At 72.5% G+C, this 14,570-nt stretch carries 10 protein-coding genes and 1 pseudogene; 6 read left to right on the top strand and 5 right to left on the bottom strand.

Going from position 1 to position 14,570, the window contains the following annotated elements:
• Positions 1–26: 26 nt before the first annotated feature.
• Entirely contained in the window at positions 27–956 is a 930-nt protein-coding gene (locus OG207_RS38435) for an oxygenase MpaB family protein (RefSeq protein WP_329105477.1), read from the bottom strand.
• 92 nt (positions 957–1,048) lie between these two features.
• Between OG207_RS38435 and OG207_RS38430 the strand changes: the two genes are divergently transcribed.
• Positions 1,049–1,441, top strand: coding sequence for a TOBE domain-containing protein (locus tag OG207_RS38430; protein WP_329105475.1), 393 nt, complete (start codon positions 1,049–1,051; stop codon positions 1,439–1,441).
• 116 nt (positions 1,442–1,557) lie between these two features.
• On the opposite strand, the gene OG207_RS38425 is transcribed toward OG207_RS38430, so the two are convergent.
• Entirely contained in the window at positions 1,558–5,157 is a 3,600-nt protein-coding gene (locus OG207_RS38425) for a S8 family serine peptidase (protein ID WP_329105473.1), read from the bottom strand.
• Positions 5,154–7,790 carry a M4 family metallopeptidase gene (locus tag OG207_RS38420; RefSeq protein WP_329105471.1) on the bottom strand — a complete coding sequence of 879 codons (2,637 nt, stop codon included), beginning with the start codon at positions 7,788–7,790 and terminating at the stop codon, positions 5,154–5,156. Before OG207_RS38420 ends, OG207_RS38425 begins: the two co-directional genes overlap by 4 nt.
• A 242-nt stretch (positions 7,791–8,032) precedes the next feature.
• Between OG207_RS38420 and OG207_RS38415 the strand changes: the two genes are divergently transcribed.
• Both OG207_RS38415 and OG207_RS38410 read left to right on the top strand, forming a co-directional pair.
• On the top strand, positions 8,033–8,593 hold the full coding sequence (locus OG207_RS38415; RefSeq protein WP_329105469.1) for a MepB family protein: 561 nt from the start codon (positions 8,033–8,035) through the stop codon (positions 8,591–8,593).
• Entirely contained in the window at positions 8,590–9,003 is a 414-nt protein-coding gene (locus OG207_RS38410; protein WP_329105467.1) for a VOC family protein, read from the top strand. Before OG207_RS38415 ends, OG207_RS38410 begins: the two co-directional genes overlap by 4 nt.
• A 6-nt stretch (positions 9,004–9,009) precedes the next feature.
• Here the strand turns inward: OG207_RS38410 and OG207_RS38405 are convergent, their stop codons facing one another.
• A complete protein-coding gene (locus OG207_RS38405; RefSeq protein WP_329105464.1) occupies positions 9,010–10,713 on the bottom strand; it encodes a SulP family inorganic anion transporter in 1,704 nt (567 codons plus the stop codon).
• 229 nt (positions 10,714–10,942) lie between these two features.
• On the opposite strand from OG207_RS38405, the gene OG207_RS38400 reads away from it, so the two are divergent.
• From OG207_RS38400 to OG207_RS38390, 3 genes are all read left to right on the top strand, one after another.
• Positions 10,943–11,206, top strand: a complete 264-nt coding sequence (locus OG207_RS38400) for a hypothetical protein (protein ID WP_329105462.1) — start codon at positions 10,943–10,945, stop codon at positions 11,204–11,206.
• A 42-nt stretch (positions 11,207–11,248) separates the two neighbouring features.
• Positions 11,249–11,923, top strand: coding sequence for a CBS domain-containing protein (locus OG207_RS38395; RefSeq protein ID WP_329105460.1), 675 nt, complete (start codon positions 11,249–11,251; stop codon positions 11,921–11,923).
• 91 nt (positions 11,924–12,014) lie between these two features.
• Positions 12,015–12,710 carry a response regulator transcription factor gene (locus OG207_RS38390; protein WP_329105458.1) on the top strand — a complete coding sequence of 232 codons (696 nt, stop codon included), beginning with the start codon at positions 12,015–12,017 and terminating at the stop codon, positions 12,708–12,710.
• Between the two features lie 31 nt (positions 12,711–12,741).
• Here OG207_RS38390 and OG207_RS44175 read toward each other — a convergent pair.
• A pseudogene (locus OG207_RS44175) lies at positions 12,742–14,469 on the bottom strand (GAF domain-containing protein).
• Positions 14,470–14,570: the final 101 nt, after the last annotated feature.

The raw sequence follows: 14,570 nt of genomic DNA, 5'->3' as shown, positions 1-14,570 counted from the left end.
GTCTTAAAGCCGCCCCCGATTTCGTGCTACGCCCTCCCCGGCCGGTCCAGTATGGCCGCTGATGTACGCAGTGTGTACGGCGAGGGGCGACTCCCGGGGCCCATGCGGCGCATCGCTTTCAAGATGTGACCTGGAGGCAGCTGCCAGCGTAGACCTGCGGGAATGCTGCGCAGTACGCGCCCGGTGAGGCGCAGGCGCCGGGTGACGCTGCGCGGTGCCGGTGCGGACCGCCCGTACAGCTGGTGTGCCCAGCCCGGGAGGGAACCGTACGCCAGGCCGGCTACGGGCGGCCACAGCAGGTTTCGGCCACGTACGAGCAGGGAGGGGACGGGCGGGCCGCGCAGGAAGTCGTCCACGGCGAGGGCGTCGGGGCCGGCGGCGAGTTCGGGGCGGATCCGCTCGAAGTACGCGGCGAGCCCGGCGGTGTCGGCGGGGACCCCGGCCGGGTCGAGTCCCACGAGACGGGCGTTCACGCGGTTCTCGTCGACGTAGCGGTCGGCCTGGGCGGCGGTGAGGGGGACGCCGGAGCGGCGCAGGACGTGCAGGAAGCTGTCGATCTGCGCGCAGTGGATCCACAGCAGCAGCTCGGGGTCGTCGACGGGGAAGCGTTCGCCGGTGTCCGGATCGGTGGCGGACAGTTTGCGGTGGATCGTGCGGACGCGGAGGCCGGCGCGCTCGGCGGCCTCGGTGGTGCCGTAGGTGAGGGTGCCGACGAAGTCGGCGGTGCGCAGCAGCCGTCCCCAGGCGTCCGACCGGAAGTCGGAGTTCTCCACGACTCCGCGGACGGCGCGCGGGTGGAGGGCCTGGAGGTAGAGCGCCCGGAGTCCGGCGATCCACATCATCGGGTCGCCGTGGCACTGCCAGGTGACGGAGGACGGGCCGTACAGTCCCGGGTCGGCGCCGCCGCCCGCGGTCCGTCCGGTCGGCTCGCTCGGTCCGGTCGTGGTGCTCCCCATCCGTACCTCCACTGCGTGCCGCTACGTGGCGGGCGCCCGGCGGCTCCAGCCTACCGATCCGGGGGCCGCCGCGTCGGGCATAGAGTTGCGGCGTGCACCTGTACACGATCGGCGAGGCCGCTCAACTCCTCCGCGTCAGCACCGACACCGCCCGCCGCTGGGCGGACGCGGGCCGCTTCCCGACCCTGCGGGACGGCAACCGGCGGATGGTCGAGGGGGTGCATCTGGCCGCCTTCTGCGTGGCGCTCGCCCAGGAGGCCGCCGACGGCGAGGGCGAGTCCGCCACCTCGGTCCGCAACGCACTGCCCGGGATCGTGACGGCGGTGCGGCTCGGCGAGGTCGCCGCCCAGGTCGAGATCCAGTCCGGCCCGCACCGGGTGGTCTCCCTGCTGACCCGTGAGGCGGTCGAGGAACTCGGGCTCGCGGTCGGCGTACGGGCCGTCGCCCGGGTGAAGTCCACCAGCGTCCACATCGACCTGGACTGACCGCCCGAAGCGGCACGGCCGCCCGGGCCGGACCGCGCGGGGTGTGCGCGGTCCGGCCGGACGGCCGGTGGGGTGGGGGCCTGTGTCCGGGACCTCCGTCCGGGACCTCCGTCCGCCTACGGCGAGGCGGGACCGGTGATCGTCACCACCTCACCGGAGCGCACGGACCGCCGGCGGTAGGAGTAGGAGAGCGCGTCCGTACCCGCGTCGTTCTCCATGCCGATGGTGGCGTGGGAGCCCGCCGCCTGCTCGTTCCCCTCGGGGATGTCGAGGTAGGAGAACCGGACCGTGCCGCCCTCCTCCACCGTGGCCTGGAAGGTGATGCGCGTTCCGTCCGCCCGGAAGCGCATCTTGCGCCATTCCACGGTGAAGCTGCGGTGTGGCGCCGTGCCGGTCGCCGCCGTGTGCACCGAAGACTCCTGGTCCATGCTCAGGTCGTCCCAGAAGGGATAGAGTGCAGCGTTCGTCCCGTTCCGCGTGGGAATTTCCCCCGGGTTCCACAAGTAGTGCGGTCGGTTGAAGGACAGCACGCCGTTGGTGCTGACGTAGGCCCGGTTGTAGCTCTTCCCGTAGATCGGTAGGGCGAACGGCAGGTCGACCGCGACCTCCGCATCGTCCCCGGTGAGGGCCAAAGGTGTGCCGTTCACCGGAGCGACGCTCTGGCTCGCGCGCGTGCAGAGGTGCCCGAAGGCGTCCCGCTTGCGGGACAGGACGAAGTCGTGCGTCTCCATGGACTCGATGTCCATGACGGCCTGCCCCGTGACGCGGCAGCCGTCCAGTACGGCCGTCACCCGGTGCTGTCCGGCCGGCACCGCCACGAACCGGTACTCCCCCGACGGCCCGGTGACCACGGGGGGCGTGACGTCGTCCAGGGTGACGCTCACTCCGGGTAGTGCGGCTCCGTCCTCGGTGCGCACCACCCCCCGTACGCCGTTGGCGTCGAGCCGGAAGTCGTGCGCCAGCACCGACTTGGCCGGGGTCACCGTCACGGGTGCGACGGTGGGCGCGTGCAGCGGTGTGCTGGCCGCGACCTGGTGGTCGCCGTACGGCAGCCGCAGCGCGTAGCGCCCGGTGGCATCGGTGCGGGCCTCGAAGGCCGTCCCGTTCGGGGTGGTGACCTTCACGAGCGCCTGGTCGAGGAGGGCTCCCGTGTCGAGGTCGCGGATCTCGCCCTGGAGCACGCCCGGGACCGCGAAGCGGTACGCCCGCTGCGCACTGAGGATCGGGCGGTTGTGGGAGAACGGCACGGCGATCGAGCCGTCGGCGTTGTCGATGCCGACGGTCGCCGAGGAGCCCTGCGCCCGGTCCGCCTCCGGGATGTCGACGTACTGGAGCGTGCTGCCCCCCTGTTCCTCCAGGACCGCCTGGAAGGTGATGCGCTGGGTCGTCCCGTAGATCAGGACGTTGCGCCATTCGATGACGAACCGGCGCTGCGGCGCGGCTCCCGAGACTCCCTTGCGCACGGAGGCGGAGGCGTCGACGACCAGGTCGTCCCAGAAGGGGATGACCGAGGCGTTCGGCGGACCGCCGTGCGGCAGGGCCGAGTTGGCCGCCATCTTCGTGCCGGCCAGGAAACTGAGGAAGCCGTTGGTGCTCACCCAGGCCGTGCCGTACGTCTGCCCGTAGTGGGCGACGGGGAAGGGCAGCGGTACCGATACGAAGGCGTCGTCGCCGGTCAGCGCGATCGGATCGGGCGCGGCGAGCGGGGTGTAGGGCACTCCGTGGCAGGTGTGTCCCGCCGCGTCGTCGCGGACGCCCATCACGAGTGCGGGCTGCGCTCCGGCGGTGACCGTGACCTCCCGCCGGCTGCCCAGTCCGCAACCGGCGTCGGAGACCGTCAGCCAGTAGGTACCGGGAGGCACTCCGCCGATCCGGTACGTGCCCGTCGCGTCGCTCGTGACGGCCGGCAGCGGGGTCCGCTCCAGGCGGACCTGCGCCCCCTTGACCGGCTGGCCGACGATGTCGTGCAGTGGGCCGGTCAGGTCCACGGTGGGCGCGTCCGGCAGGGCGAGCGCCACCGAGGCGGTCTGACCGGCCGTGACCGTGAAGGTCTTCGACGCGGGCAGGTGGGCGAAGGCCGAGACGGCAACGGTGTAGTGGCCGGTCGGCAGGACCAGCCGCAGGGTGCCGTCGGGCGCGGTGGCGCCGACCCGTTCCATGCCCTGCCCGGTGACCTTGGCGAGCGCGCCCGCAACGGGCTGCCCGTCGTCCACGTCGGTCAGGCGCACGGACACGGCTCCCATGTCGCCCTTCGGGGCGGCCGCCATGGCGGCGAGGACGTCCATCCGGCCTTCGCCCCAGACGCCGTTGCGCGCCGCGGTTCCGCCGCAGGTCACGTCGGCGACGTCGACCGCGGTGGAGCCGAGCAGTGCGGCAGTCGCGGCGAAGTCGCCGATGAGCCGGGGGGACGCGGACCACAGCAGGGCGACGGCCCCGGCCACGTGGGGCGCGGCCATCGATGTCCCGCTCATCACCTGGTACTTGCCGCCGGGCATGCTGGAGAGGATGGTCTCGCCCGGTGCGGTGATGTCGGGTTTGCCGGGACGGCCGGGGTGCCCGCGGCTGGAGAACTTCGCGATCTCCCCGGACGGGCTGTAGGCGGCGACCGAGTAGGTGGTCGGGTAGTCGCCGGGCGAACCGGTGGTGTCGCACTCCGGTCCGCTGTTGCCCGCCGCGAAGACGGGGAAGATCCCGAGGTCCCGCCACCCCTGCACCATCTCGGTGTAGAAGGGGTCGTTGCCGAACATTCCCCAGGAGTTGTTGACCACGTGGGGTGCGAGGTCCGGCCGCGGGTTCTCGCCGCGCAGATCGGTGGGTGCGGCGAGCCACTCACCGGCGCGCAGCAGGCTGTCGACGGAGCAGCTGCCGCCCTCGCACCCCTTGGCGGCGATCCAGCGCGCGCCCGGGGCCATCCCGATCGGCGCTCCGTCCGGCCCGTTGCCGCCGGCCGCCGTACCCATGGTGTGGGTGCCGTGGCCGTTGTTGTCGCAGGGGGTCAGCATCGGCTTGCCGCAGAGTTTGGTCGGGTCGTACCAGTTGTAGTCGTGGTTGTAGGTGCCGCCGCCCGCGTTGCCCCGGTACGAGGCCGCGAGGGCGGGGTGGTCGAACTGGACCCCGGTGTCGATGGAGGCGATGACCACGCCTTCGCCGCGGGTTCCGAAGCGCTCCCAGGCCTGCGGGGCGCCCGTGGCGGGGATGTTCCACCCGGCGGGCGGCGCGGCCGGGGTGTCGGCGGTGGCCTTCGCCCCCGACGGGGGTTCGGGCAGCCGGACGGGCGCCACCTGGCGGATCTCCCGTACCTCGGGCTGCTCGGCGAGCGTGCGTACGGTCTTCTCGTCCCCGCTCTCCACCACGATCACATTGACCAGCCAGAACCCCTGGTGCTGGATCCCGGCCCGGCGGAGCACGGCGGAGGGGCCCTTCTGGCTGTCCTGCGCGGCGCCCTTGAGGGCCTCCGTGCCGGCGGCGACGCGTGCTCCGTGGTCGGTGGTCCCGCGGGCCCGCGCGAGATCGGCGCGGGCCGACAGGAACACCACGAAGTCGGCGCGGCCGCCGCCCGCGACCTTCCGGGCGAGCTCGGGTGCGACCTTGGCCCCTGCGGCGGGCGGGACCGCGGCCCGGGCGGGGGCGCCGCCCGTGGTCGTGGGCAGCGCGCCGAGCAGGACCAGGAGCGATCCGGTGAGCAGCAGCCGCAGGAAGGGGAAGCGGGCCGTCACAGCCGGTCCTTGACGGAGGCGTCCATGGCGGCCATCGCGTCGTCGGCCGAGAGCCCGCCGATCGAGCGGTAGTCGGAGGCGCGCCACTGCGTCGCGATGGAGTGGGTGAGCGCTCCGCCGCCCGGGCGGCCCTGGTCGGCGACGATCACGTTGTCCATGAGCCGGTCCACCGCGGCGATGTGCTCGGCGGTGACGGTCGCCTGTGGGGCTCCGTCGACGTTCGCGGCGTCCAGCAGGAGCGGGGTGAGGGTCTGGAGCACCATGGCGAACTCGCCGTTGAGGGCGGGGTGTTCCGCCATCAGGGGCTGGATCAGGCCGTTGTCCTGGTTGTAGAGGTCGACGTAGTAGCGGACCGCCGGGGAGGCCTCGGGCAGCAGGTCCTGGGCGAGGTAGAGGGCGGCGCGGATCTGCGCGGCCTGCGGGCCGTCGGCGGACAGCTTGGCGGTGCGCAGCGAGGAGCCGGCGGAGCAGACGCAGTTGGCGCCGCGCGGGTCGTCGGTCTCGCTGGTGACGCCGACGGAGTTCCAGGCCTCGATGACGGCCGCGGCCTCGGGGCTCTCCTTGCCGTACCGGTCCCAGGCGGCCGCTTGGGTGGCGTTCACGGCGTCGGCGAACGTGGCCGTGGGGAAGAGGTAGTTGGTCAGCGCTTCGTAGAAGATGTATTCGGCCTTGACGCCGAGCTTCTCGTACGCGGTGACGTAGGCCCGGTTCGGGATGCCGGAGTTGTGGTGGACCCCGCCGGCGTCACCGCACTTGACCTCGAAGTCGCGCATGTGGGCCGGCTGGCCGAACTTGCCGGGGTTGGCCATGTCGCGGATGACGCCCGTGGCGATCTCGCTGCTGCCGATCTCCCAGTTGTTGCCGCCCTGCCAGCGGTCGACGCTCTTGCCGAAGATGTCGGAGAAGCTCTCGTTGAGCGCCCCGGACTGGTACTGGTAGACGAGGTTGGCGGAGGCCGAGTCCACCGCGTGGGTCAGTTCGTGGGCGGAGACGCTGAGGTCGACCATGTCCTCGGCGAAGAGCATCTCCTTGCGGTCGGGGCTCCAGTAGGCGTTCTTGTTGATGTTCCCGTTCCGCACGATGATCTTCAGCGGGGCGCCCTGGCCGTCGTAACTGTCGCGGTTGAAGCGCTCCTTGTAGTACGTGTACGTGTGGCCCATGGCGAACCAGGCCCGGCGGGCGTCCTCCACGCCCTGGTAGTCCGGGTTGCTCTCGGTCATCATCGGCTGGGCGGGCATGGTCTTGGAGCCGGCCATGTCGTAGACCGTGCGGTTCAGGGCGTCGTGGATGTTGCTCTGCACGTGGAGGATTCCGGTGCCGCCGACGGCGTCGACGAAGTAGCTGTTGGCGATGGATCCGGAGCTGTTGGCGAGCCGGACCTCCCACACCAGGTCGGCCGGCACGGAGCGGCCCTTGACGGGCTCGCCCGGGTACAGCATCAGGGTGGGCGCGGCGGTGGCGGTGGCGCCGGGCAGCGCGGCGCGGGCCTGGGCCTCGGCGGTCTTCGCCGTCACCCCGGGCCGGGTGGAGGCCACGGTGAGGTCGGGCCGGAAGCCGTTGCTGAGCATCCGGACCCGGCTGCCGCTCGGGTCGAGGTGCACGCCGACGCGGGCGTCGCGCACGGGGACCCCGTCGACGGTCTGCTGGTACCACTGGTGCCGCGATGCGGTGGCCGCGCTCACTCCGGGCTGCGGCTCGGTCCGGATCGCCCGGAGGGCGGCGGACGGTCTGTTCGCGCCAAGGAGTCCCGCGTTGCGGTCGAGCCACTGGGGGGCGCTGCCGGAGACGGGGGCGTCGAGGACGACCGAGGTGGGGGTACCGCGCTTGGTGTCCCGCGTGGAGACCACCTTGGACTTCGGGTTCTCGCCGCGCAGACGGCCGAGGGCCCGGTCCGAACGGTCGCTACGGGTCTTCCAGTCGTCGCCGGTGGGACGGCCCGCGGGCAACGGGTCGCCGGGGGCGGCGACGGCGGCGGGCAGCGGCAGGAGGGAGGCGAAGAGCGTCCCGGCGACGACGGCACGGCGGCGGCGCGCGGTACGGACCCGGGCGGCCCGGGTCCCGGCCGGGAGGCCGGCGGGCGCGGCGGAGCGCCGGGTGAGGGCCGCGGTCAAGGCGACGGGCAGGGCCCAGGCGAGCAGGACCACGGTCGCGGCGAGCGGCGGCGTCCAGACGCGGACGAGTCCTTCGGAGGCCGAGCGTGCGAGCAGCACCCACAGGCCGCCGGCGAGCGCGGCGAACGCCGACGCCGAGGAAGCGGCGGCCACGTGGCGGGAGATCGAGAGGCGGTCCGCCCAGGCGGCGGCCCGGCGGCCGAGCAGGGTGAGGACGGCCACGGGCAGCAGGGCGCCGACGAGCAGCCACGGCCACCGTTCGACGTAGGAGGCGAGGTGGACCTGCCCGCCGGCGCCGCCGGCGAGGCTCCATTCCACGGGTGCGCCGAGGGCGGCGCCGAGGGTCACGCCGGCCGCCTGGACGGATGCGCCGGGCAGGGCGGCGAGGGCACCCACCCGGCCGCCGGCGGCCTGCGCCGCTTCCAGCAGTGCCCACAACAGGAGGAAGGAGCTCGCGGCAACGGGCGCCACGGCCCGTAGGACCACGAGGGAGAGACGTGCCGCGTACGAGCGACTGAACATGAAAGACCCTTCACCAGGTCGGAAGTTCACGGAGTCACACAGGGGACGGTCTGCTTTTCGAGCGCCCCGAATGTATGTACGCATCAGGAGTCACGCAATTGGATTTCCGTCACTCGAAGCGGAGTCAACTCACCTATTTTTGAATAGAGTTACCGCCAGTAACGAAAATCGTGAGGGCGCGCCGCCGGACGGCGCGGGGGCCCGGTCACGGGCGCCCGTCCGGGGCGTGACAGGGTGGGGCAATGACGACGAAGCACCCCGCGCCATCTCCCCCGCCCAGCCCCGTACCGTGGTCGGACACCGTCACGTCCCACGCGGACCTCGCCGCGGCGAAGGCGCTCGTCTACGACCCCTGCGGATTCACCTGTTCGCAGCCGGTCCCCGAAGCGGAGAGCGCGGACTACGCCGCCCACACCTTCACCCTGGACGGCCGCTCCGTCCGGTTCCGCGCGGCACGGACCACGCCCACCAAGGTCGGGCAGTTCGTCACCGTCTGGAAGCGGTCCCCGGGCGGTCCCATCCAGCCCTTCGACGCCGCGGACCCCGTGGACCTCTTCGTCATCAGCACCCGCGACGGTGACCACTTCGGCCAGTTCGTGCTCCCGACGGAGGCGCTGCGCCGGCACGGCGTGGTGTCGACGGACGGCTCCGGCGGGAAGCGCGCCTTCCGCGTCTACCCACCGTGGGTGACCACCACCAACCGCCAGGCGGGCAGGGCCCAGGAGTGGCAGCTCGACCATTTCCTGCACCTGCCCGAGGACGGGCCGGTGGACCTCGCCCGCGCCCGCGAGCTCTACGGATGAGCCGGCCGGTCAGCGGCACCCTGCACCACGTCGAACTCTGGGTGCCGGATCTCGACCGCGCGATCGCCTCGCTCGGCTGGCTCCTGGAGACACTGGGCCACTCCCCCTTCCAGCACTGGGAGAACGGCCACAGCTGGCGGCTCGGACCGACCTACCTGGTCGTCGAGGAGTCCCCGGCCCTCACCGCGGACCGGCACGACCGCTGCCGGCCGGGCCTGAACCACCTGGCCTTCCACGTCGAGGATCCCGCCGCGGTCGAGCGCCTGGCCGAGGAGTCGACCGGGCACGGCTGGCACCTGATGTTCCCGGACCGCCATCCGCACGCCGGCGGCCCCCAGCACTACGCCGCCTACCTGGAGAACGACGACGGCTTCGAGGTCGAACTCGTCGCGGCCCCCGCCCCCGGCTGATCCCCGTCAAAGGGCCGGGTCGTGTCCCGTGGCGCGTCGCCAGTCCTGGTAGGCGGCGACGGCGGTGGGGAGCGTGGGGAAGATGCGCTCCGGGCCGACGGCGGACGTCAGGCCGTAGGCGTCGAGGGGGCGGCGCAGGTCCTGTTTGACGCGGGCGAGTGCGAACACGATGTCCCGGCGGGCGAGTTCCGAGCGCAGGGCCTCGACGGCGTCGAGGGCGGTGATGTCGACCTCGACGTTGGCCTCGGTGTTCAGGACGAACCAGTGGACGGGGTCTTCCTGGGCAGCGACCGAGGCCAGCGCCCGGCGGCGGAAGTCCTCGGCGTTGGCGAAGAACAGCGGTGAGTCGTAGCGGTAGATGAGGAGACCGGGCACGGTGCGCGCGGACGGATAGTCGTCGATGTCGTGCATGCCGGCCAGACCGAGCACCATCCCCTCGACCGCGTCGTGGGGGCGGGCGACCCGGGTGAGGAGTTCGGCGACGGACAGCGCCACGGCGAGGAGCACGCCGTACAGGATGCCGAAGGCGAGGACGCCGAGACCGCAGCCGAGGGCGAGCAGGAACTCGCGGCGGCGGAAGGCCGCGAGCCTGCGGAACTCGCTCACTTCGACCAGGCGTACGGCGGCATAGACGACGATGGCGCCGAGTGCGGCGGAGGGGGTGTGGCTGAGCAGCGGGGCGAGGAAGAGGAGGACGGCGGCCACGCAGGCGGCGCCCACGAGGGAGTACGCCTGGGTGCGGGCTCCCGAAGAGTCCGCGAGGGCGGTGCGGCTGGCACTGCTGCTGACCGGGAAGCCCTGGAGGAGTCCGGCGCCGAGGTTCGCCGCGCCGAGGGCCAGCAGCTCCCGGTTGGCGTCCAAGGGCTGTGGGTCGTCGTGCCGGGCGAAGGCGCGTGCGGTGAGGACGACGTCGGTGTAGCCGACCAGGAGCACGCCGAGGGCCGGCAGCACCAGGTCGGCGAGGTCGGCCGGCCGGGGCAGGGCGAAGGAGGGCAGGCCGGTCGGGACCGTGCCGATGACGTCGATCCCCTGGTCCGCGTCCAGCGCGAAGACGGCCACCACCACCGTGGACAGGACGAGGACGACGAGCGGTCCGGGCAGGGGCCGCCGTAGCAGGGGCAGGGTGAACAGCAGGAGCAGACAGCCCGCGGCCATCAGCGTCGTGGGCCCGTGGAGGTCGCCGATGTGGCGGAGGAACGACGAGAGCTGGGGGAAGAATCCCGATCCGCTACCGCTGGTGCCGGTGAGGCGGGGCAGCTGGTCCACGATCATGATGAAGGCGACTCCGGCCAGGTAGCCGACGAGCACGGGCCTGGAGAGGAGATCGGCCAGGAAGCCGAGCCGGACGGCCCGTGCGACCAGAGCGAGCAGGCCGACGACGAGCGCCAGGGCTGCCGCGAGCACCGCGTAACGCGCGGGGTCGCCCGCTGCCAACGGTCCGACGGCCACGGCGGTCATGAGGGCGGTGGTCGACTCCGGTCCGACGGACAGCAGGCGCGAGGTACCGCTCAGGGCGTAGAGGGCCATGGCGGGCAGCACGGCCCACAGGCCGACGACCGGGGGCAGACCTGCCACCCCCGCGTACGCCATGACCTGGGGAACCAGGTAGGCGGCGACCGTGATCCCGGCCAGGGCGTCGCCCCGTAGCCAGTTCCTCCCGTAGCCACGGAAGGCGGGCGGGACCGCCGCGATCCGTCCGTGCTGGGGCATGGCACCTCCGGGACTCCGTGCGGGGCTGCGGCTCACCATCGTGCCGGGCGGAGGACTGCACGCAGGTGAAGCGCGCGAGCGCGCCGGCCGCCGGCCGTCCGCTGCCAGGATCTCCGGCTGCGCCGGCCCCCGGCATGGACCGGTCGGCCCGCAGCCGGGACCGGTGGGCCCATGCCCGGGACCGGCGGGAACGACGAGACTGAAGACGGACTCGAACAGGAGGCCGCTCATGAGCACCCCGTCACCCGCCCGCTTCTCCGCGGCGCTGCCCGCCGACTGCCGTTCCCGTCTGCTGGAGCTGGCCAGAGAGGTCAACTTCGCCGAGGGGACGCGTCTCTACGCGGCGCGCGTGCGGATGCTGATGGACGCCGACACCGCTTTCGGCTCTGCCCTCGGCCATTGGGTCGGGCAGGTCCTCGCCCACCGACTGCAGGCCGCCCGCGTGCGCCTCCTCGATCTGTACGCACCTCACGGCAGCGGCAATTCCCTCTGATGGTCCGATCGCCCGATCGTCCGCACGGCGAAGGAGCCGGTCATGCCCGCATCCCGCTACACCGTCAGTGACGTCATGACGCACACCGCCATCGCCATCGGCCGCGAGGCGTCGTACAAGGAGATCGTCGAGCTGATGCACCAGTGGAACGTCAGCGCGGTCCCCGTCCTGGAGGGCGAGGGCCGCGTCGTCGGCGTGGTCTCCGAGGCGGACCTGCTGCCGAAGGAGGAGTTCCGGCGTACGGAACCCGCGCTGCCCGAGCAGTTGGAGGAGGCTTCGAAGGCCGGCGCGGTTCTGGCCGAGGAGCTCATGTCGAGTCCGGCGATCACCGTGCACCCCGACGCGCCCGTCGCCGAAGCCGCCCGGATCATGGCCCGCAAGCACGTCAAGCGCCTGCCCGTGGTGGACGCGCTCGGCGCGCTGGAGGGCGTGGTCAGTCGCAGCGACCTGCTGAAGGTGTTCCTGCGGCCCGACGAGGAGGTGGAGGAGGAGATCCGCCAGAGCGTGCTCGCCGACCTGGCGCCCGAGGTGGCCTTGGCATGCGCCGTGCAGGACGGCGTGGTCACCTTGCGCGGCCCACTGCGGGACCGGGCCCTGATCCCCCTGCTCGCCCGGGCCGTGCGCGCGGTCGAGGGCGTCGTGGACGTCCGGATGGAGCTGGACAGCAAGGCGAGCACGGACGGCACGGACACCGTCATCTCTGCCCGGCGTGGCTAGCGTGCCTTGCTGCCGGCCGCCAGGTGCGTCGCCCACCTTCCTGAGACAATTCCGTTGGAAACGCATGGAACGGACCGAACCAGGGGCGATCATGTCCGATGATCCGAACGCCTCCTCCGAAGCGCCGGTCAAGGTGTTCCTCCTCGACGACCACGAGGTGGTCCGGCGCGGGCTGCGAGACCTCCTGGACGCAGAGCCGGACATCGTCGTCGTGGGCGAAGCCGGCACCGCCGAGCAGGCACTGGTCCGCGGGCTGGCGCTCCGTCCGGACGTCGCCGTACTCGACGTGCGGCTGCCCGACGGCGACGGCATCACCGTCTGCCGCGAGCTCCGCTCGCGCATGCCGGGCCTGGCCTGTCTGATGCTGACCTCGTTCGACGACGAGGACGCCCTGCTGGACGCGATCATGGCGGGTGCCGCCGGCTACGTGCTGAAGCAGATCAAGGGCTCCGACCTGGTCTCGGCCGTGCGCACGGTGGCCACGGGCCAGTCGATGCTGGACCCCGCGACCACCGCCCGTCTGATGCGCTCCCTGCGCGCCCCTGAAGCGGCGAAGCCACCGGAAGACGCCCGCCTGGCGGCCCTGTCCGAACGGGAGCGGGCCGTCCTCGAACTCATCGGCGACGGCCTCACCAACCGGCAGATCGCCAAGCAGCTCTACTTGTCCGAAAAGACGGTCAAGAACCACATCTCACGGCTGCTGGGCAAACTCGGCGTCGAGCGGCGGGTCCAGGCCGCCGTCATCGCCGCCCAAGTGCACGAGCACAACGCCGGGACGGCGAAGTAGGAGGAGCACTGACGACGGTCACCTCGTAGGGTCACCCCGTCGGCGGAACCAGTGGCACCTTCCACTCCAGGCAGGTGCCCCGCTCCCCGTCGTCCCGTCCCGCGACCTCCATCCGGCCACCCAGTCCTTCGGCACGCTCGGTCAGGTTCCGCAGTCCGCTGCGCCGGCCGCCCGCGGACAGGCCGACGCCGTTGTCGGTCACGGTGACGGTCAGGTTCCCCTCGGCCGCGGTGATCGAGACCTCTGCCCGTGTGGCCCGGGCATGGCGGGCGACGTTGGTGAGGGCTTCCCCCACCACGGCGAGGGCCTCGTCCGCGACGGCCGACGGTACGTCGGTGTCGATCAGTCCCTCCGTCCGTAGGGCCGGGGCGAAGCCCAGGGCCGCGGCGGCCTCGTCCAGGGCCCGGACCAGGCGGGTGCGCAGCGCGGCCGCCTCACCGGGGGCCCGGTGCTCGCGGAGTCCGAAGATGGTGGAACGGATGATCTTGATGGTGGCGTCCAGGTCGTCCACGGCGCGTGCGAGGCGTTCGGACGCCTGGGGGTGGTCGACGAAGCGCTGTGCGCTCTGGAGGGTCATGCCGGTGGCGAAGAGGCGCTGGATGGCCAGGTCGTGCAGGTCGCGGGCGATGCGGTCGTGATCCTCCAGCAGGCTCAGCTGCTCGGCGTCGCGGCGCCGGTCGGCGAGCTCCAGCGCGAGGGCGGCCTGACCCGCGAACCCCGGCAGCGCGGCGACTTCGGCGGCGGCGAACAGGGGGCGACCGTGCCGGCGGGCCAGAATCAGGACGCCGCTGAGCCGTTCCTTGGTGCCGACGGTGACGGCGACCGCCGGGCCGAAGCCCGCCCACCTCTCCGGTTGCACGGTCACGCGCCCGTCGGTGGCCACGTCGGGAACCGTGATGAGGCCGTCGCGGGCCAGTGCGGCCTCGGCGAGGGTGCCCCGGGTGCGGGGCAAGACGATCCCGCGGTGCGCCTCGGCCGCCTCCCCGAGGGCGAGCGAGCCCCTCAGCTCGCCGGCGGCGCCGAGCAGGTAGAAGACGCCCATGTCAGCGCCGGTGATGTTGTTGACGCGCTCCAGCATGCCCTGGAGGACCTCGTCCTCGGGTGCTCCGGAGAGCAGGGCGCTGGTGATGTCGGAGCCGGCCTCCAGCCAGCGCTCGCGCAGTCGGACTTCTTCGAAGAGCCGGGCGTTCTCGATGGCGATGCCGGCTGCGACGGCGAGGGTGGACAACACCGCCTCGTCCTCGGCGTCGAACTCGGCTCCGCCGCGCTTCTCGGTCAGATAAAGGTTGCCGAAGACCTCCTCGCGGACCCGGATCGGGACTCCGAGGAAGGAGTGCATCGGCGGGGTGGGCCGGGAAGCCGTACGAGGCCGGGTGCTCGGACAGCTCCGACAGCCGGAGCGGCTCGGGGTGGCGGATCAGCTCACCGAGGATGCCGTGGCCGGACGGCAGGGCCCCGATCTGGGTGCGGAGGCCGTCGCTGACGCCGACGGGCAGGAACTCGGCCAGCTTCTTGTCGTCCCCGACGACGCCGAGGGCCCCGTACTCGGCGTCCACGAGCAGCACGGCGGCCTCGACGATGCCGCGGAGCACCTGGGGAAGGTCGAGTTCCCGGCCCACCGACATGACGGCTTCGAGCAGGCCGTTCAACCGGTCGCGGTTCCCCTGACCTCGTCGATCCGCACCTTGAGTTCGTCCAGCAGCTCGTCGAGCCGCAGGCGTGGCACACCGCTGCGGGCGGGCTGGTCGCATGCGCTCATGCCCCACCTCCGGCCGGCAACGAGGGCGACGGGGGCCGTCGCCTCCACCGTATCCCCGGGCCGGAGGGCCTTCCCACTCGTAGCGGCCCTAACGGGCCGGT

This window comes from Streptomyces sp. NBC_01439 (assembly GCF_036227605.1).
Taxonomy (GTDB): Bacteria; Actinomycetota; Actinomycetes; order Streptomycetales; family Streptomycetaceae; genus Streptomyces.
The sequence above is the reverse complement of the archived record's forward strand: the minus strand, read 5'-3'. Positions and strand labels throughout refer to the sequence as shown.